This window comes from Candidatus Ishikawaella capsulata Mpkobe (assembly GCF_000828515.1).
GTDB classification, from domain to species: Bacteria; Pseudomonadota; Gammaproteobacteria; order Enterobacterales; family Enterobacteriaceae; genus Ishikawella; species Ishikawella capsulata.
Genome location: NZ_AP010872.1, coordinates 13,326 through 32,500, shown reverse-complemented (window position 1 = coordinate 32,500; position 19,175 = coordinate 13,326). Strand labels below are relative to the sequence as shown.

General features: G+C 28.8%; 15 protein-coding genes and 1 rRNA gene (1 of these 16 only partly in view). 2 read left to right on the top strand and 14 right to left on the bottom strand.

All coding sequences use genetic code 11. From position 1 onward, the window contains the following. From ICMP_RS00140 to argC, 5 genes are all read right to left on the bottom strand, one after another. A 16S ribosomal RNA gene (locus tag ICMP_RS00140) occupies positions 1-502 on the bottom strand (it extends 1,037 nt beyond the left edge of the window). 1,089 nt (positions 503-1,591) lie between these two features. Next, the gene (gene argH / locus ICMP_RS00135; protein ID WP_041068593.1) at positions 1,592-2,977 is read right to left on the bottom strand and encodes an argininosuccinate lyase; all 1,386 of its coding nucleotides are present in this window, start codon (positions 2,975-2,977) and stop codon (positions 1,592-1,594) included. A 40-nt stretch (positions 2,978-3,017) separates the two neighbouring features. After that, positions 3,018-4,235 (bottom strand): argininosuccinate synthase, encoded by a 1,218-nt coding sequence (locus ICMP_RS00130; RefSeq protein ID WP_041068592.1) that lies wholly within the window; start codon positions 4,233-4,235, stop codon positions 3,018-3,020. 30 nt (positions 4,236-4,265) lie between these two features. Further along, positions 4,266-5,045 (bottom strand): acetylglutamate kinase, encoded by a 780-nt coding sequence (gene argB / locus ICMP_RS00125; RefSeq protein ID WP_084121296.1) that lies wholly within the window; start codon positions 5,043-5,045, stop codon positions 4,266-4,268. Positions 5,046-5,060: 15 nt separating this feature from the next. Further along, positions 5,061-6,065 carry an N-acetyl-gamma-glutamyl-phosphate reductase gene (gene argC / locus ICMP_RS00120; protein ID WP_041068590.1) on the bottom strand — a complete coding sequence of 335 codons (1,005 nt, stop codon included), beginning with the start codon at positions 6,063-6,065 and terminating at the stop codon, positions 5,061-5,063. Between the two features lie 114 nt (positions 6,066-6,179). Between argC and argE the strand changes: the two genes are divergently transcribed. Continuing rightward, on the top strand, positions 6,180-7,334 hold the full coding sequence (gene argE / locus ICMP_RS00115) for an acetylornithine deacetylase (RefSeq protein ID WP_041068587.1): 1,155 nt from the start codon (positions 6,180-6,182) through the stop codon (positions 7,332-7,334). 57 nt (positions 7,335-7,391) lie between these two features. Here the strand turns inward: argE and ICMP_RS00110 are convergent, their stop codons facing one another. From ICMP_RS00110 to dnaA, 9 genes are all read right to left on the bottom strand, one after another. Beyond that, positions 7,392-8,006: a Fe-Mn family superoxide dismutase gene (locus ICMP_RS00110; RefSeq protein ID WP_041068585.1), complete on the bottom strand. Its 615-nt coding sequence runs from the start codon at positions 8,004-8,006 to the stop codon at positions 7,392-7,394. Between the two features lie 81 nt (positions 8,007-8,087). After that, a complete protein-coding gene (fdhD, locus tag ICMP_RS00105; RefSeq protein WP_084121295.1) occupies positions 8,088-8,897 on the bottom strand; it encodes a formate dehydrogenase accessory sulfurtransferase FdhD in 810 nt (269 codons plus the stop codon). A gap of 65 nt (positions 8,898-8,962) precedes the next feature. Next, entirely contained in the window at positions 8,963-11,032 is a 2,070-nt protein-coding gene (glyS, locus tag ICMP_RS00100; protein ID WP_041069959.1) for a glycine--tRNA ligase subunit beta, read from the bottom strand. Further along, positions 10,980-11,948, bottom strand: coding sequence for a glycine--tRNA ligase subunit alpha (glyQ, locus tag ICMP_RS00095; RefSeq protein WP_052456788.1), 969 nt, complete (start codon positions 11,946-11,948; stop codon positions 10,980-10,982). The genes glyS and glyQ overlap by 53 nt, the downstream gene beginning before the upstream one ends. A gap of 109 nt (positions 11,949-12,057) precedes the next feature. Then, on the bottom strand, positions 12,058-12,798 hold the full coding sequence (gene dnaC, locus ICMP_RS00090; RefSeq protein ID WP_041068575.1) for a DNA replication protein DnaC: 741 nt from the start codon (positions 12,796-12,798) through the stop codon (positions 12,058-12,060). After that, the gene (dnaT, locus tag ICMP_RS00085) at positions 12,798-13,343 is read right to left on the bottom strand and encodes a primosomal protein DnaT (protein WP_041068573.1); all 546 of its coding nucleotides are present in this window, start codon (positions 13,341-13,343) and stop codon (positions 12,798-12,800) included. The genes dnaC and dnaT overlap by 1 nt, the downstream gene beginning before the upstream one ends. 257 nt (positions 13,344-13,600) lie before the next feature. Further along, positions 13,601-16,018: a DNA topoisomerase (ATP-hydrolyzing) subunit B gene (gyrB, locus tag ICMP_RS00080; protein WP_041068571.1), complete on the bottom strand. Its 2,418-nt coding sequence runs from the start codon at positions 16,016-16,018 to the stop codon at positions 13,601-13,603. Positions 16,019-16,198: 180 nt separating this feature from the next. Then, positions 16,199-17,299 (bottom strand): DNA polymerase III subunit beta, encoded by a 1,101-nt coding sequence (dnaN, locus tag ICMP_RS00075; protein WP_041069953.1) that lies wholly within the window; start codon positions 17,297-17,299, stop codon positions 16,199-16,201. A 4-nt stretch (positions 17,300-17,303) separates the two neighbouring features. Continuing rightward, positions 17,304-18,704: a chromosomal replication initiator protein DnaA gene (gene dnaA / locus ICMP_RS00070; protein ID WP_041068569.1), complete on the bottom strand. Its 1,401-nt coding sequence runs from the start codon at positions 18,702-18,704 to the stop codon at positions 17,304-17,306. A 318-nt stretch (positions 18,705-19,022) separates the two neighbouring features. On the opposite strand from dnaA, the gene rpmH reads away from it, so the two are divergent. Then, positions 19,023-19,172, top strand: coding sequence for a 50S ribosomal protein L34 (gene rpmH, locus ICMP_RS00065; RefSeq protein ID WP_041068566.1), 150 nt, complete (start codon positions 19,023-19,025; stop codon positions 19,170-19,172). Positions 19,173-19,175: the final 3 nt, after the last annotated feature.

The following is a 19,175-nucleotide window of genomic DNA, read 5'->3' as shown; positions in this document are numbered from 1 at the left end:
TGCTTCTTCTGCAGGTAACGTCAATATATGAGAATATTAGGCTCATATCCTTCTTCCCCGATGAAAGTACTTTACAACCCTAAGGCCTTCTTCATACACGCGACATAGCTGCATCAGGCTTGCGCCCATTGTGCAAGATTCCCCACTGCTGCCTCCCGTAGGAGTCTGGACCGTATCTCAGTTCCAGTGTGGCTGGTCATCCTCTCAGACCAGCTAGGGATCGTTGCCTAGGTGAGCCTTTACCCCACCTACAAGCTAATCCCATCTAGGTTCATCTAATGGTGTGAGGCCATAAGGTCCCCCACTTTGGTTTTACAACATTATGCGGTATTAGCTACCGTTTCCAGTAGTTATCCCCCGCCATTAGGTAGATCCCCAGACATTACTCACCCGTCCGCCACTCGTCAGCAAAAAAGCAAGCTTTTTTCTGTTACCGTTCGACTTGCATGTGTTAAGCTTGCCGCTAGCGTTCAATCTGAGCCATGATCAAACTCTTCAATTTTTGAAAGATGTTTTGTTTTTTTATAAGGCACATATTTATGCGAAAACATGTAACAAATAATTTGATTACACGTTATATCTCACAGAGATTTGATCTCTTTATGGCTTGAATATCAATCTATAAGTACTCACACAAATTACTTGATAAATTGTTAAAGAACATTTTTTTAAAATCTATTACATAAAAATACTATTATATCTACTATTTTAAATAAAAGCAACCTTATTATTCGATATATTGTTTATAAATAAAGACTTACTTATCTTAATAGATGATTTATCAAATTGGGAAAACCATAACTGTACAAAATAGGTGTTAACTGTTCACTTTTCATATTAATGGAAATATAAAAAATTTAGGATCGTCCAGATTTATTAAAAAAGGCTAATTTATCGTTTATTAATGATGCAATTATATGTGCCATTAGCTGATTATATTAATAGTGTATAGGTGTATGACCTTGAGTAAAAATATCATATAGTATCATTTGATACAAATGAAAATGGTGGGGCACCTAATACTATAGTATTCGAAGAACCATTTCTTTTTATACGTTGTTTAATTATGTTGAATATTTATTGTAAAGTAATTTTTATACTATCATTACTAGATCTATAGTACCTATATGTATGAATATTATATAAAAATTTTTTTATTAATTGTTTTGTATAATCATAATTTACTGTATTAGGTTTAGCTAAAAGATCGATAATACTATTTCGTATCAAACGAATTGCAGATTTGATCTTCAGCATTAAGCCAATAATAGGAGAAAATTGTCTTCTTAAAGCAGGTAATGAAACTCACAGTGCTACATGCTTAAACCTAAAAGATATTGTTGATGCACCACTTAGATAATATATGTTGTTATCTTAATAAAATCTTCCGCGTCTTTTTATCGATAAGCAAATACCTGAATAAATATTTCATTACAATATCTTAATTTTTTATATATAGATAAACCTCTAATATCTGAATCAAGTCCCAAACTGGCAGTAGCGCACCAGAAAGATTAAAATTTTTGCTTTTAAGGTGCTATATATACTCTTTAGTAAATAATATATTCATACGATTATTACATAACATATACTACTTATGATATACATCTAGATGTTTTTTAGCTTGTTTGATAGCAAAAGAAATTTGCTCGAATGATACTCCTCCTTTTGCATTTCTTTTTTTTATACAAGAATCTAATTCTAAAATAGAATATACATCCTTATCAATAAGACAGCTAAATTTTTGCATTTTAGCTAAACTCATTTCTTGTAATTTTGTATTATCTTTGATGGCTTCTAATATTATTTTTCCTACGATAGTATGAGATTCACGAAAAGTCATACCTTTTTTAACCAAATAATCAGCTAATTCTGTCGCATTACTATATCCACGTGTTACTACTTCCTCGCATCTGTTAATTTTCACTTTTAGAGTATCCATTATTAAAGTTGATATATCAATGCAATTTATCCACGTGTTTGTAGCATCAAAAAGTCCTTCTTTATCTTCCTGCATATCTTTATTATAAGAAAGTGGTAATCCTTTCATAGTTACCATCATCGACATTAATGCACCTTGTACACGACCACATTTACCACGGATTAGTTCTAGAGAATCAGGATTTTTTTTCTGAGGCATAAGAGAAGAACCAGAAGTGACTTGATCAGATAATTCTATAAAAGCTGCTTCTTCAGTATTAAAAAAAATTAGATCTTCCGCAAATCTCGAAAGATGTATCATACCAATTGCTGCATTAGAAAGTAATTCTAATACATAATCTCTATCAGATACCGTATCTAAGCTATTACCACTTGCCGATGAGAATCCTAAAGACTTAGCTAATTGGTCGCGATCGATATCATAAGCCGTTCCTGCTAAAGCTCCACAACCTAGTGGACTAATTTGCAAACGAGATAGAGTATCATTTAATCGTTTTTGGTCTCTTATCAACATTTCAAAATAAGCCAAACACCAATGAGCAAAAGTTATTGGTTGAGCATGTTGTAGATGAGTGTAACCTGGCATAATTACATGTTGATTAATTTCTGCAGCAAGAACTAGTGAATTTTGAAACCTATGTATAGCATCTAAAATTAAATGTATTTGAGATTTACACCATAGTTTTAAATCAGTAGTTACTTGATCATTACGACTACGTCCAGTGTGAATTTTTTTACCTAAAATTCCTACTCTGGAAATTAATCTATTTTCAATCCAACTATGAATATCTTCCTCTTCGCTATCTAGAATTTTATTCGGATACAGGTGTATCTCATTTAATATTTCATGTAAGGCTTTTTCGATTATTTCTTGCTCATCTTTATTCAGAATATTAACTGTTGCTAATGCTTTAGACCATGCAATTGAGCCAACTATATCATGTTCCGCTAAAATATAATCGAAACTTAACGAACTATTAAATTTTTTAAAATTTTGGTTTATTGCATTAGTAAAGCGTCCTCCCCAAAGTACCATTAATAATACTCCATATTAGAATTAATATAAAAATAATTATTTAATTGAATTTATTTTTTAAGGCACGTATACGTGAAGGAAGAGAGTATAAACGAATAAAACCTTCTGCATCACCTTGATCATATACTGTATCTTCTCCAAATGTTGCAAATTCCCTAGAATATAAACTATTACCAGATTTTTTTTGAATCGCTTTTGATTGTCCTTTATACAGTTGGATAGTTATTTCACCATTTATATCTTCCGCTAATGATAAAGCAGCACTCTGTATAGATTTACTTGTAGGAGTGAACCACTTGCCATCATAAATTAGGTAAGACATTTCTTTAGCTAAATAATCACGTAATTTTAGACTATCTCGATCCATAACTAGTTGTTCTACAGCACGTAATGCCGTCATCATGATTGTCCCACCTGGAGTTTCATAACAGCCTCGAGATTTAATACCTATTAAACGATTTTCCACAATATCTATACGTCCTACACCATGTTTAGCTCCTAATACATTTAAATTATGTAAACATTGATACGGATTTAAATTTTCACCATTAACACTTATTATTCCACCTTGATTTATCTTTATAGTAATATTTTCTGGTTGATCTGGAGCATCTAAGGGATCTAAAGTCCAAGTCCAGCATTCTTTAGTTGCTATATTCCAAGGATCTTCCAAAATTCCACCTTCTGTTGAAATATGCCAAACATTTTCATCTTTACTATAAATTTTTTCTGTAGAAGCATTAGACGAAATACCCAATTTTTTAAGATAATTGAGCAATTCTTTGCGTGATTTTAATTTCCATTCTCGCCAGGGAGCAATTATATGCAATTGTGGTGCTAATGCAGCATAAGTACTTTCAAATCTCACTTGATCATTTCCTTTCCCGGTCGCACCATGACAAAGTGCATCCGCTCCAATTCTCAATGCTAAATCTACTTGTGTTTTAGCAATTATTGGACGTGCTATAGCTGTACCAAGAAGATAACTGTTTTCATAAATAGCTCCAGTTTTTAACATTGGATAAATATAATCACTTACAAATTCTTCTTTTATATCTATGACATAACACTCATCAGCTCCTAATTGTTTTGCTTTGATTTTAATTTCGTTAATATCATTTAGCTGCTGACCAATATCTGCTATAAAAGCCACTACTTTGCAAGAAGTATAATTCTCTTTTAACCAAGGAATAATTACCGAAGTATCTAAACCACCAGAATAAGCTAAAACAACTTTATTGACATTACTTTTTTGCATTTTAATAACCTTGAAATCTAATTTTTATTTTTATAATAAAATTTTAGTGCCAATTGGTATACCATTAAACAAGTCTATTAATTTTTCTTTATAATGCCAACTTGATATGTGAACAGATCTTTTTAAAAGTTGTGCAGCTTGTAGAGCAGCATTTATTTTTACTATCATACCATTACTAATAACACCTTTGTGTATTAGTTCTCTAGCTTTTATGCTATTAATTTCTTTAATGATAGTTCCTTTAGCATCAAGAATACCACTAACATCTGATAGGAAAATTAAATCAGCATTTAACATAGTTGCTAAAATAGTAGCTGCTTGATCCGCATTAACATTTATAAGAGCACCATCTGCTGTAATGGCTATAGAACTCATTATTACTAAATAACTTGAACTTAGTAGAGTATTTAATAAACCGGGATTATTGGCTCTTATTTTACCTACATTTCCTAACTCTTCATTTAACTGTATAACATGTGCTATTGTACCATCACCTAAACATAGACCAACCACGTTATTAATATTTTGTTTTTTAGCACATGCCAATAATTTTTTATTAGCAGTTCCTGCTAATATGCCTGTTACTAAATCAATTTGATCGGTAGGAGTATAACGTAAACCATTTTTTTTTGTTATGGGTAAGTTCAATGTGTTCATCATTTCATCTATTAAACATCCACCTCCATGAATAATTACTATTGGACGATCAAATGCCAAGAGGTAAGATGATAATACACGAAATAAATTGTCCCTAGCTTCATTATTGGTTAGTATAGTACCTCCCAGCTTAATAACTAAAGGATTCATCATATGCTGTTTATTCCATTAAATGAGTGATAAGGTTTCTATAAAACTAAAACGAATATTTAAACATTGAATTGCTTGTGAAGATGCACCCTTTAATAGATTGTCTTCTGCTACTGTTACAATTAAATGTTGATGTTTCACCGCAAACCCAATATCACAAAATGGTAAACCTACAACTGATTTAATTGCAGGTATATCCTTTTTATAAAGTCTAATCAATGGTTTATCATTATAATATTTTTGATAAATATTAAGAATCTGCTCTTCTTTTATGCCTTTCTTTAAAAGACAGGTAACTGTGGCTAAAATACCACGTTGAAAATTACAAACATAAGGAATAAAAATTACTGGTATACCAAGAAAATTAACTATTTCACGATGATGACGATGATGAAATATTCCATAAGGTTGCAAACTAACTTCACAAAAAGAATTATCAATAATGGCTTTACGTCCAATACCACTAACTCCACTAATAGCATTAATTACTGGCCATTGTGATTTATCTAATACATCTTCTTTAACTAAAGGTTTTAATGCTAAGTGAGAAATTGTAGGATAACAACCTGGTACAGAAATCAATTGGGCTGTTTTAATTTTTTCTTTTTGCCATTCAGCTAAACCATATACAGCTTTATCTAAGTAATGTTTATAACGATGAGTAAAATTATAATATTTTTTGTAAAATTCTACATCATTTACACGGAAGGCTCCCGATAAATCAAATACTATACACCCAACTTCTAAAAATTTTGGTGCTAAATTATGACTTACCATATGTGAAGTAGCTAAAAAAACTACATCAATATCTCCTCCATAATCTAATGGATCTCTTATTGGTTCCAGCTCTATATCTATAATAGATTTTAAATGCTTATGAATATCAGAAATTTTTTTTCCAATATCTGGACTATGTGACGATATTACTAATCCAGCGATATTTATGTGTGGATGACGATTTAAATATACTGCTAGTTCTATACCAGTATAACCACTCGCACCAACAATTAGAGTATTTAACAAAATTTATCTCTCATAAATTAGAACAATTTTATATTATATGCTACATAATATAAAATGGTTTTTATAAAAACTAATTATTCTAATGAATACATCTTAAATTAAAGAGTGTCAATAGTGACAAAAAAATTACCCACTTTTATTGATCTATATAGTCAATTAATAGCTACTCCTTCTATTAGTTCTAATAATCCTTTAATTGACCAAAGTAATGAAGATATCATTCATTTACTATGTGAATGGTTTGAACATATAGGATTTAAAGTAGAAACAACATTTGTTAATAATATAAATAATAATATAAAACTTAATATGTTAGCTAGTATAGGTAACGGTGAAGGTGGTTTATTATTAACTGGACATACTGATACTATACCTGCTGATATAGAAAAATGGACATATAATCCATTTATATTGACGGAGAAAAACAATAAACTTTATGGATTAGGTAGTGTAGATATGAAATGTTTTTTTGCATTTATACTCAATGCCGTAAGAAATTTAAATCCTTTGAAGCTCAAAAAACCACTTTATATCCTAGCAACTGCTGAAGAAGAAACTAGTATGGCAGGAGCTAAACAATTTTCTGAATACACCACTATATATCCTGATTATGCTATAATAGGTGAACCTAGTTGTTTGAAACCTATACGTGCACATAAAGGTCATATTTCAAAAGCTATTCATATACAAGGACAGTCAGCTCATTCTAGTAATCCTTTCAAAGGAATAAATGCTATTGAAATAGTTTATGAAATTATTGATTATTTGCTAAAATTACGTAATGATCTTCGAGAAAATTATCAAAATAATTTATTTAATATCCCTTATCCTACTATTAATTTTGGTTATATTCATGGAGGTCACGCCAGTAATTGCATATGCGGTTATTGTGAATTACATATAGATATTCGTCCTACTTCAGATATTACTATAATGGAAATAAACAATCTTATAAATAATGTTTTAACTTATGTTAATCCATGCTGGTCTAAACGTATTAGTATAAGTGAATTACATCCCTATATTCCTGCTTATGAATGCTCCTCATATCATGAAATAGTAAAATTTTTAGAAAGAATTACCGGAACTAAAGCTTGCTCAGTAGATTATTGTACTGAAGCATCTTTTATTCAAAAGATTTGTCCGACTTTAATCATTGGTCCAGGTTCAATAGAACAAGCTCATCAAAAGGATGAATTTCTAGATATGGTATTTATTAAACCTACTCATAACCTAATTAAAAAATTAATACATTATTTTTGTTATTAAATAATTATTTTTTTAATAAATATCCCGCAAGATAAATCTTGTCGGGATAATATTTTGCTACTTAGATAAAAACCTTTTATTAGCTTCATCCCAATTAATTACATTCCAGAATGCCTTTATATAATCAAGCCGTCTATTTTGATATTTTAAGTAATATGCATGTTCCCAAACATCTAAACCGAATATAGGATATCCTGAAATTCCTATTATGTTTTCTCCCATTAAGGGATTATCTTGATTATTTGTAGAAGTAAGAAATAATTTATCATTCTTATTTATTAACCATATCCAACCAGAACCAAAATGTGAAGATGCTAATAATTCAAATTTTTCTTTAAATTCTTCTATGCTCCCGAAATTATCTTTAATTGCTATTTGTAATTCATTTTTCAGTGAAGTACCTTTTTTTAAGAGTTTCCAAAATATACTATGATTTACATGACCTCCTATGTTATTGCGTAAAAAAGTCTTTTTATCTTGATGAATTTTATCTAAATTAGTTATTAATTCATATGCTGTTAAGTTATCAAATACAGTACCTTTTAATGCCATATTAGCATTATTAATATAAGTTTGATGATGCTTAGTATGATGGATTTCCATAGTTCTTGTATCCAAATAAGGTTCTAAAGAATCATATGGATATGATAGTGATGGTAATGAATAACTCATGTTAATCTCTCTATTTTTATTAAAATAATATTTTGATTAGTTTAGAATATATAAGTTCTTAATTAGATTAGGAGAACTAAATTATATTAGTCTATTAGGATGAGTATATATCGTAGAAAATCCTATTTTATTAAAACCTACTAAAGTTAGATTATATTGTTTAGCGAGTTTTACAGCCATACGAGTTGCCGCCGAAATAGTGAATAGAATTTCCACTCCACAAATAATAGATTTTTGTACTATCTCATAACTCGCTCTACTAGAAATTAATATAGCACCTTGTTGCCAAAGTAATTTAGATTGCTGACTACGGTAACCTAATAATTTATCAATAGCAACATGTCTACCCACATCTTCAAATGCTGATAATATAGATCCATCTAGCAATATCCAAGCAGCTATGTGTGTACATCCACTTAATATGCCAATAGGTTGAAATATTTTAATTTCATCTAATGCTAGGTCTAAATTTTCTAAATTAAAAGTTACGTTAAAAGATAATGGTTTAAGACGTTGATTAAAATGTTCTAGTTTTTCTATACCACATATACCACAACTAGTGCGTCCAATCATTGTACGTCTTCTGTTTTGTAATATCAAAAATCGTCGGCTAGAAATTTCTATTCGTATTTCAATTCCATTATCGTGAAATAATATTTCAATATCGTAAATATCTTGAGGTATTTCAATGATACCTTCTGATAATGAAAAACCTATTGCTAGATTTTTTAAATCTTTTGGCAAAACCATTATAACAGTATGAGCTACTCCATTATAAACTAGGGCAACTGGCATTTCATCTGCTAACCAATCACTTACCGATTTTTTTAAATTTCTTCTGTTCCAAATCTGTTCTTTATAAATAACAGATATATTATTAGTATGATTCAATTATATATGCTTCCTTTAATTATTATTTTTAAATAAAATTATTAAAAATCTCAATTTGATCATAATTAGTATAATAAAGAAATATCTGCTACTTTTAAAAAAAGTTCTTGTACTTTAGTAAGTAAAGTTAAACGATTAAGACGTAATAACTTATTAGATGTATTAATTCTTACTGTTTTAAAAAAATTATCTATTGGTTTATTTAAACTAGTTAATTCAATTAAAGCTTCTTGATACTGTTTATTTATGCAATATGATTCTAGTTTTGTCTGTATCTTATTTAAGAGATTATTTAAGAGAATTTCTTCTGATTCTTGTAATAAATAAACATTTATATTTTTATTCAACTTATCAGTTGTCTTCGACAAAATATTGGAAATACGTTTATTTAAAGATAGTAAAATAAATGATTCCTCTAAAGTAAGAAAATAACTAACAGCTCTTACACGAGCATCAAAATCTAATGGACAAGTAGGAAGTATTGCTAAAACCGCATGGATAACATTGTTACTATAACCTTTTTCTTGATACCAATTAAGAAAACGTCCGAATATAAAATCAATAACTTCATCAATAACTTTATTGTTAGTGATATGTTTATCATATAAAATAATTATTTTATTGATCAATATTTTTAGATCAATAGATAGTTTGTTTTCTATAATGATGCGCAAAATTCCTATAGCATTACGTCGTAATGCAAAAGGATCCTTATCTCCTTTAGGATATTGAGAAATACCTAAAATGCCTACTATAGTATCTAATTTATCTGCAATAGCTAGGCTACAAGAAATTAAGTTAGAAGGAATTTTATCCCCTGCAAATCTAGGGTAGTATTGTTCTTTTAAAGCTATTGCTACTTCTTCTAATTCGTTACTATAACGAGCATAATACATACCCATAATCCCCTGAGTTTCAGGAAACTCAAGTACCATATTGGTTATTAAATCACACTTCGAAAGCAAAGCAGCACGTATAGATTGAGGTATATCACAACCAATTTTACTAGCTATCCATTCTGCTAATATTTTAAGACGTTGAGTTTTCTCAAATAAAGTACCTAATTTTTTATGAAAAATTATTTTTTTAAGATCAGGTAACCGTTCTTCTAAAGATTGTTGCCTATCTATTTTTAGAAAATATTCAGCATCGACAAGACGAGGACGTATAACTTTTTCATTTCCTAAAATAATTTTATCAGGCTCAAGGGATTCTATATTAGTAACAAAAATAAAGTATGGTAGTATTTGACCATTAGTATCATATAATGGGAAATATTTTTGTTTATCTTGTAAAGTATGAATTAACACTTCTACAGGAATATTAAGAAATCTTTTTTCGAATTTAGCAGTCAAAATAACAGGCCATTCTACTAAAGAAGTTACTTCTTCTAATAACTCATCTGTTAACTTTAAGACACCACCTAAACGTTTAGCTTCTATTTCAGCTTGGTTTCGTATTAGATTTTTACGTAGATAATAATCAGCTATTACTTTACCACGTTCATATAATATATTAGGATATTGATCAGCATCATCCAGTATTAATTTAGACTCACCCATGAATCTGTGTCCTAATATAATGCGATTTGAAGGTAGACCTAATATAGTTGTTTCAATTATTTCTCTACCTAACATTAAAGTGATCGTGTGTACAGGACGAACAAAATATATACTACTATTGCCCCAACGCATTAATTTAGGTACAGAAATTTTTTTTATAGTATTGCACACAATTGTCGGTAAGATCTCTTTTACATGTCTACCTTGTATATTCTTATAATATACCAGTCGTTCACCTTTATTAGTTTGTATTCTTGTGGCTTGACTAATATTAATATTATTACTCAATGCCCATTTCTTTGCTGCTTCAGTTATTTTGCCATCTTGATCGAAAGCAGTTACAATAAGTGGTCCATATTTTTTTATATTAATATTTTCTTGTAAAAGAGATAAATTAATTATTTTAATAGCTACTCTTCGAGGAGTAGCAAACCATTGAATTTGTTCATAATTACATTTAGCGTTATTTAATTCTTGAGTAAATAGATGAGTTAAATTTTCCCCTATATTGCGCAATATTTTAGGTGGTAACTCTTCTGTCCCCAATTCCATTAGGAATGTTTTTTTTATCATAGCTGGTGTTGTTATTAAGTTCATTATATCTAGGAAAACCTATGATATTACGATAATTGTAATAAGCTTGGCCAATAGATTTGGTTAAAGTGCGAATCCTGGTAATATAATTTTGACGCTCAGTAACAGATATTGCTTTTCTAGCATCTAAAATATTGAACATGTGTGTGGCTTTTAAAATATGCTCATAAGCGGGAAAAATAAGAGGATTATTTAATTTTAATAATTTATTAATTTCTTTCTCATAATGATCAAAACAATACAAAAGAAAACTAGTATCAGCATATTGGAAATTATAAGCCGACTGCTGTATTTCATTTTCATAGAATAGATCACCGTAGGTAATTTTCCCTTGAGGACCATTACTCCATACTAAATCATATATGTTATCTACTCCTTGTATGTACATAGCTAAACGTTCTAAACCATAAGTAATTTCACCGGTAACTGGTCTGCAGTCAATTCCAGCTATTTGTTGAAAGTACGTTAATTGGGTTATTTCCATACCATCTAGCCAGATTTCCCAACCTAAACCCCAGGCACCTAATGTAGGATTTTCCCAGTCATCCTCTACAAACCGGATATCATGTATTGTTAAATCTATATTTAAATATTTTAGAGACTGTAAATACATATCTTGAATATTAATCGGAGATGGTTTAAGAGTTACTTGAAATTGGTAATAATGTTGTAAACGATTAGGATTATTACCATATCTGCCATCAGTAGGACGACGAGAAGCTTGTATATAAGCCAGTGAAATAGGTTCTGGTCCTAATGCCCATAAACAAGTCATAGGATGCGAAGTAGCTGCTCCCACTTCTGTATCTATTGATTGAATAATAGTACAACCTTGAGAAGACCAGTAATGTTGTAATTTCATTAACAAACCTTGAAAAGTATTAGTATTAAACATATTCTTCTAATAACTTATTTAGTTTTAATATATCTGTTTGCAAAATTCATCAATTAACTTATTAATTTGTAATCAGATGAACCATCATATTTATTATATATAGATATCTTTAATGTTCGTTACCTAATATACGACTACGATAACTATCCCAATTAAAACGCACCCATATGCTATTTCCTAAACGCATACGATCCATTACTCTTTCACCTAATAAAATACTCATACCCGAATAATCAAGATTAGAAAGCATACCTGTAGGTCTTTTAGAAGAAGATCTTCTATCTACTATTTGATTAATAATTACTTTTTCATAACGAGATTCAGTCTGTATACCTATTTCATCAATCACTAATAAATCTACCTTACTAAAATCATTTAATAATCTTTCTTCAGTTAGATTGTTGGTATTATTGAATGTATCTTTCATATTAGACATTAAATCTGCTACAGTCACAATGATAACAGTTTTGCCCTTCATAATTAAATCTGTACCAATAGCTGCTGCTAAATGATTTTTTCCTGTACCTGGACGTCCTGAGAATACAAAACTACCAATGTTGGTTTCAAATTGTTCTGAATATTGACGTGCCATCTGTAGAGCTTTATATTGACCTGAATTTTCAATATGATAATTATCAAATGAGCAGTTCATATGTAATTCTCGAATACCTGAACGTCCCATAATACGCTGCATTTTCATTGCCTGATTTTCTTGTAAAATAGATTGTGAATATAATATTCCCTGTTTCTGATTCCATGTTAATAAATCTTTAGCACAAGTAAATTTTGGTGTAATATGAGGAGGCATAATTTTTTTTAAGCGAATTAACAAATCATTTATTGTTTTCATTATTCACCTCGAAAACCATATGGAATATTAAAATCTCTAATTAAAGTATCTGTTAAATGACTTTTATCTTTATGATATTTCTTTTTTAATGATCGTTTTCTATATACACTACGAACTAATTTCTGTTGCCACTGTATATGATGAAATAATTTTCCTTCCGCTTTCCAATAATCCACAAAAGCTGCTAATTCAGCTGCAGTGATAGGTTCATAAAGTGCTATCCCCCAGATAGCGGCACAGTGCTGTAAATCTTCATCCGGCTGCCAATCTTTATACATAGCAAATTTTCCTAATGGTACTGTTAGTCGTTTTGATACTAATAGATTATTAAATTTATTATCTAATGATATAGAATTTGCTTTTTTATATGTTGTTTTTATTTCCAAAATTTCTGTCAATTTTTTTGGAGTTATGGCATAAAAAATTGTAATATCATTTTCGCATACAGCTATTATACTGTTATCTGCATTGTATAGAAATCTCAGTGGATTTTGACAGAACTTTTTTAAAGAAATTATTGTAGTATTTTGAATATTAACTGACATAAAAAATCCAATTTTTATATTTATTATATATGTTAATAATATTAAATTAGTAAAATATTTCTGTAAGTTGATTAAAATATCTTGATACTTTATAAATATAAAATTTGCAACAAAGATCAATATCTACTAATTTAATTAATATAAATACTAATTATTTATATACAACATATGAGTCATAATATGACTGGCATATATTAAACTATTCATGTTTTAGATATTTTGCTTAAAGTAGAAGAAATCATATCTCATTGATAACATTAAATATCAATATTAGTTGTGCGTAAGGCATTTTGGTAAATAAAATTTCTGCGTTGTTCAACATCATCTCCCATTAATGTACTAAAAAGATTATCTGCACTAATTGCATCTTTAATAGTAACTTGTAACATAGTACGAGTATTAGGATCCATAGTAGTTTCCCATAGTTGTTTTGGATTCATTTCACCTAAGCCTTTATAACGTTGTATTGATATATTCGAGAAGGAATCTTTAATTAGCCAATCTATTACTTGTTTAAAATTTTTAACATATTGACGACGTCCATTACGTTCCACAAATGCTTCACTATTTTCTTTAATAAGACCGCATAATTTTTCACCTAAAGAACATATTTTTTGGTATTCTATACTTTGAAAAAAAGTATGATTTAACACATATTCTGTGTTTATACCATAATTACATACTTTTATGTGTGGTTCAAACATGTTATTTTCTTTATTATGATATAAATCAGCAGAGTATATTATTCCAATTTTTTCCTGTTGCTTATTTAAAAAATTTACTATTGTATCTAGCAAACATTTTACATTGTAATTATCTGAAAGATTGCTAAATTTAGGGTGATATATCAATGCATTTAAAAAATCTACTGGATACTGATACTGCATATTTTTAATTATTTTCTGTACGTCTGAATAATCTATCACTAATTTTTTTAATAGATTATTATCTAATGCACAGGTGTTATCCTGATTATATAATTTTGCATTATTTAGATACACGGAAAGTTGATATTTTTCCATTTCTTTATCATCTCTAATATATTTCTCTTTATTGCCTTGTTTAACTTTATAAAGAGGTGGTTGAGCAATATAAACATGACCACGTTCGATAATTTCTGGCATTTGACGATAAAAAAATGTAAGTAATAAAGTACGTATATGTGATCCATCTACATCTGCATCAGTCATTATTATTATACGATGATAACGTAATTTATTTAAATTATATTCCTCTCTGCCAATACCACAACCTAAAGCTGTAATTAAGGTTATTACTTCTTGTGAAGAGAGAATTTTATCAAAAGGTGCTTTTTCAACATTCAGTATTTTTCCCTTTAATGGTAAAATAGCTTGGTTTTTACGATTACGCCCTTGCTTAGCTGAACCTCCAGCAGAATCACCTTCTACTAAATAAATTTCAGAGAATAATGGATTACTTTCTTGACAATCTGCAAGTTTTCCTGAAAGACCAGAAGGATCGAAAAGTACTTTACGACGAGTTATTTCTCGGGCACGTCTGGATGCTTCTCTGGCGCGAGCAGTATCAATAATTTTATTTATTATTATTTTAGCATCATTTGGGTTTTCTAGTAAAAATGTCATGAAATGTTCATTCATCTGTGATTCTACAGCTGATTTCACCTCGGAAGATACTAATTTATCTTTAGTTTGTGAAGAAAATTTTGGATCTCCTAATTTAACTGATATTATAGCCACTAATCCTTCTCGTGCATCTTCTCCGATAATACTAACTTTAGTTTTTTTATTATAACCTTCTTTTTCTATGTAGTTGTTAAGAGTACGAGTAATAGCACTACGGAAACCAATTAAATGAGTACCACCATCACTTTGTGGAATATTATTAGTAAAACAAATAATATTTTCTTGAAAACTATCATTCCATTGTAATGCAACTTCTATGATGATATCATATTTTTTTGATAAAACATAAAATATTTTTTTATGTATAGGATGTTTATTTTTATTTAAATGTTCTACAAAAGCTTTTATTCCACCTTTACTGTAATAATGGGCTTGTTTGTTATCTCTTTTATCTTCAATAGATATTGATACATTTGAATTCAAAAAAGAAAGTTCTTCCAGACGCTTATTGATAATGTCATATTCAAATTTAACTACATTAGTAAATGTTTTTAAACTAGGCCAGAACCTGATAGAGGTACCCGTCAATGTACTATTTCCTATTACTGATAGCTTAGTTTGAGGAACACCATGCATGTAAATTTGTTCATATATTTTACCATCACGACAAATGATAAGTTCTAATTTGGCAGATAAAGCATTTACTACTGAAACACCTACACCGTGTAATCCACCTGATACTTTATATGAACTATCATCAAATTTTCCTCCAGCATGTAATACAGTCATGATTACCTCTGCTGCAGAAATACCTTCTTCTTTATGAAGATCTGTGGGAATACCACGTCCATTATCATTTATACATACAGAATTATCTTTATGAATGGTAACTGTTATTTTATTGCACTTACCTGCAAGTACTTCATCTATAGCATTATCTATAATTTCAAATACCATATGATGTAATCCTGTTCCATCATCAGTATTACCTATATACATGCCAGGACGTTTTCGCACTGCATCAAGGCCCTTTAGCACCTTGATATTTGAAGAATCATAAGAATTTAACATCTACTATCCCACTTATTTTATATTAAGATTAAATTGATTTTTAATCTTAATATTCATGATTTTGATCAACGGTTCAAAATATATTAGAGAAATAATCACTATACTGAATTATTTCATTTTAATTACATATTAATTAATTCTCATTTAAGTATATATTATTAAATATAAATATATTTATATCTATAATCTAATAGGCATTATTAAATAACTTGCAAAGTTATTTTCTGTATCCTCAATTTGCACACTTGAAGCAGCATTGGTTAGCAAAAAACGAACTTTCTTACCTTTTAGAACATTTAGAATATCTATAATATAATTAGCATTAAAAACAATATCTAAATCATCTCCATCATATATTATATCTAATGTTTCTTCTGCTGAATCATGATCTACATTATTACAAGTTATTCGTAATTTATTTTTAGTAATATACAAATAAACGCTAGGTAATTGTTTATTAGCTATAATAGTAACTCTAATAAGTGATTGTTTCAGTATATCAGATTCTGCTTCTAATATCTTATCAGGATTTTTGGGAAAAACAGAAAGATAATCTGGAAAACAACCATCTATTAAATTGGAAGTAAAACTTAAATTGTTTACACCTATACATATTTTATCTTTTCCAATGCGTAGTAAAATTTCATTTTCTTTTCTATCTATCATGCGCAAAATTTCGGTTATAAATTTACGAGGTATAATGATTGAATAATTTGGTAAAGTATGATTAATAGGTACTGTATAGGTTGCTAAGCGATGACCATCTGTTGCCACTGTGTGTATTTTATTTGCTGTAATCTTAAACAAGATGCCATTTAAATAATGACGTGCATCTTGATAAGCCATACAAAATTGGGTGTATTCAAGAAGATTTTTCATAATTATCTGAGGTAATTTAAACTTTATGATACATTGCCAATCACTCAAAACGGGAAAATCAGTTGCAGGTAATGTAGATAATGAAAATTTGCTATGTTCTGAAGAGACTAATACTTTGTTATTATCTAAACAAATAGAAATTTCGGCACCTGCAGGAAGATTTCGACAAATATACAGTAATTTACGTGCTGGAATTGTTATTGGGGAAAAATTATAATTTTTTTTAAGATGTATATTGGTTACTATTTCCATATCTAAATTAGTAGTTACCATCACTAGAATATCGTTATTTATCTTAAGCAATAAGTGATTCAGTATAGCTAATGGTGGATTACTACTCAATAAGATACTTATTTGCTGTAATGATTTAAGTAAAATTTCACGTTCTATAATGAATTTCATAAGGTTATATAGATAGTATTTCAATAATATTTAAAAAATCTTTTTTTATGCTAAGATTTTCTTTTTTTAATTGATCAATTTTACGACAAGCATGAATAACAGTACTATGATCTCTGCCCCCAAATATACTGCCAATTTCCGATAAAGTATAATTTGTTAATTTTTTTGTAACTGCCATAGCCATGTGCCGTGGATGAACAATTAAATGTGAACGTCTCTTGGAGAAAAGATCTAATATCTTTATATTATAATATTTAGCTACTGTTTTTTTTATGTTATCTATTGCAATATTCTTTTTTTGTAAAGTTACAAGGTCTTTAAGGATGTTGTCAATAAAATCTATATCAATGATAGAACTTGTAAATTTAGAATGGACGATTACTCTATTTAATGCTCCTTCGAGTTCTCGAATATTAGATTTTAAAAATTTTGCAATAAATAAAACTACTTCTGGTGATAAGTGAATGTTGTTATCTTTTGCTTTTTTTGTTATAATAGACATGCGAGTTTCTAATTCAGGATAGTCTATTTTTACACTAAGGCCCCATCCTAGACGAGATTTTAACCGATCTTCTATACAAGAAATTTTTCTTGGATAACGATCACAAGTTAAAATAATTTGTTTGTTATCTTCTAATAATGAATTAATAGTATGTAAAAGTTCTTCTTGAGAGCGTTTTTTATTAGTAAAATATTGGATATCATCAATTAAAAGTATACTAACAGAACGATAATATTTTCTAAATGCTTCAATAGAATTGGTCTGTATTGCTTTTACCATATGTTGAACAAAACTTTCAGAAGTTACATAAACTATTTTATTATCAGTATTTTTACTAATAATATTACCAATAGCATGTAATAAATGAGTTTTGCCTAATCCAGTACTACCATATAAAAAGAGTGGATTATACTGTTGATTTACATTATAAGCTATATCAAATGCTATTTGATACGCTAAATTATTGCTTTTACCATCAATAAAACTATCAAAAGTATATCTAATATTAAAATTAGAGCTATAATTAGAATTAAAAAAGTTTGTTTTTTTATTATCGGTAAATATTTGTTTATTGCTAATATTTAGCATATTTTCGGAATTAGTTGGCACTGTAATATTATTTATTAAAGATTTAGTAAGCTTAGTTTTTATTCTATTTGTAGAAGAGCTTAATTCAAAATGCAAGGAAGGAACATTTTTTTTGCAAATATTATGTAATAATTTGTCAATATTGTCAGCATATTTATTTAATACCCAATCTAATATAAATCTGTTAGGAGCATATAATGTAAGTCTATTGCCTTTAAATTTAGATTGAAGAGGACGAATCCACATTTTGAATTCAGTACTAGATAATGTAGTTTGCAAACTATAAAGACATTGTTTCCAAAGAATAGATACCACGGTATGCTCCACTAGTTTTTATAGAAATTATCTGATGCAAAATTAATGCAATAAAAAAATTATACACTACAAGATATTATCTTGTTTAAATGTTAATTATTTTTGTGAACCAATAACTTTTTTTATTATTCATAATGTAGTGCAAAATATTTTGTTAAAAATATATTCTTATATATGTAATACATTTTTAATTATTGTAAGTATATTAGTGCATTGACTATAATTTGTATTATGATATAATTCTATATATCTAATAATATATTAAGTACTATAATTACTTATAGTTTTACCTAATAATTTTTTTAGGCAGAAATTAATATGAAACGCACTTTTCAACCATCTTTAATTAAACGTAATCGTGCTCATGGTTTTCGGGCTCGTATGGCAAGCAAAAACGGTCGTCAGATTTTATCTAGGAGACGTGCAAAAGGTAGGATGAGATTAACTATTTCTGATAGAAAATACTGATTA

Coding starts and splice junctions, on each gene's coding strand:
- argH (WP_041068593.1), bottom strand. CDS start 2,977: ATGGTACTTTGGGGAGGACGCTTTACTAATGCAATAAACCAAAATTTT.
- ICMP_RS00130 (WP_041068592.1), bottom strand. CDS start 4,235: ATGCAAAAAAGTAATGTCAATAAAGTTGTTTTAGCTTATTCTGGTGGT.
- argB (WP_084121296.1), bottom strand. CDS start 5,045: ATGATGAATCCTTTAGTTATTAAGCTGGGAGGTACTATACTAACCAAT.
- ICMP_RS00110 (WP_041068585.1), bottom strand. CDS start 8,006: ATGAGTTATTCATTACCATCACTATCATATCCATATGATTCTTTAGAA.
- glyS (WP_041069959.1), bottom strand. CDS start 11,032: ATGATAAAAAAAACATTCCTAATGGAATTGGGGACAGAAGAGTTACCA.
- glyQ (WP_052456788.1), bottom strand. CDS start 11,948: ATGTTTAATACTAATACTTTTCAAGGTTTGTTAATGAAATTACAACAT.
- dnaC (WP_041068575.1), bottom strand. CDS start 12,798: ATGAAAACAATAAATGATTTGTTAATTCGCTTAAAAAAAATTATGCCT.
- dnaT (WP_041068573.1), bottom strand. CDS start 13,343: ATGTCAGTTAATATTCAAAATACTACAATAATTTCTTTAAAAAAGTTC.
- gyrB (WP_041068571.1), bottom strand. CDS start 16,018: ATGTTAAATTCTTATGATTCTTCAAATATCAAGGTGCTAAAGGGCCTT.
- dnaN (WP_041069953.1), bottom strand. CDS start 17,299: ATGAAATTCATTATAGAACGTGAAATTTTACTTAAATCATTACAGCAA.
- rpmH (WP_041068566.1), top strand. CDS start 19,023: ATGAAACGCACTTTTCAACCATCTTTAATTAAACGTAATCGTGCTCAT.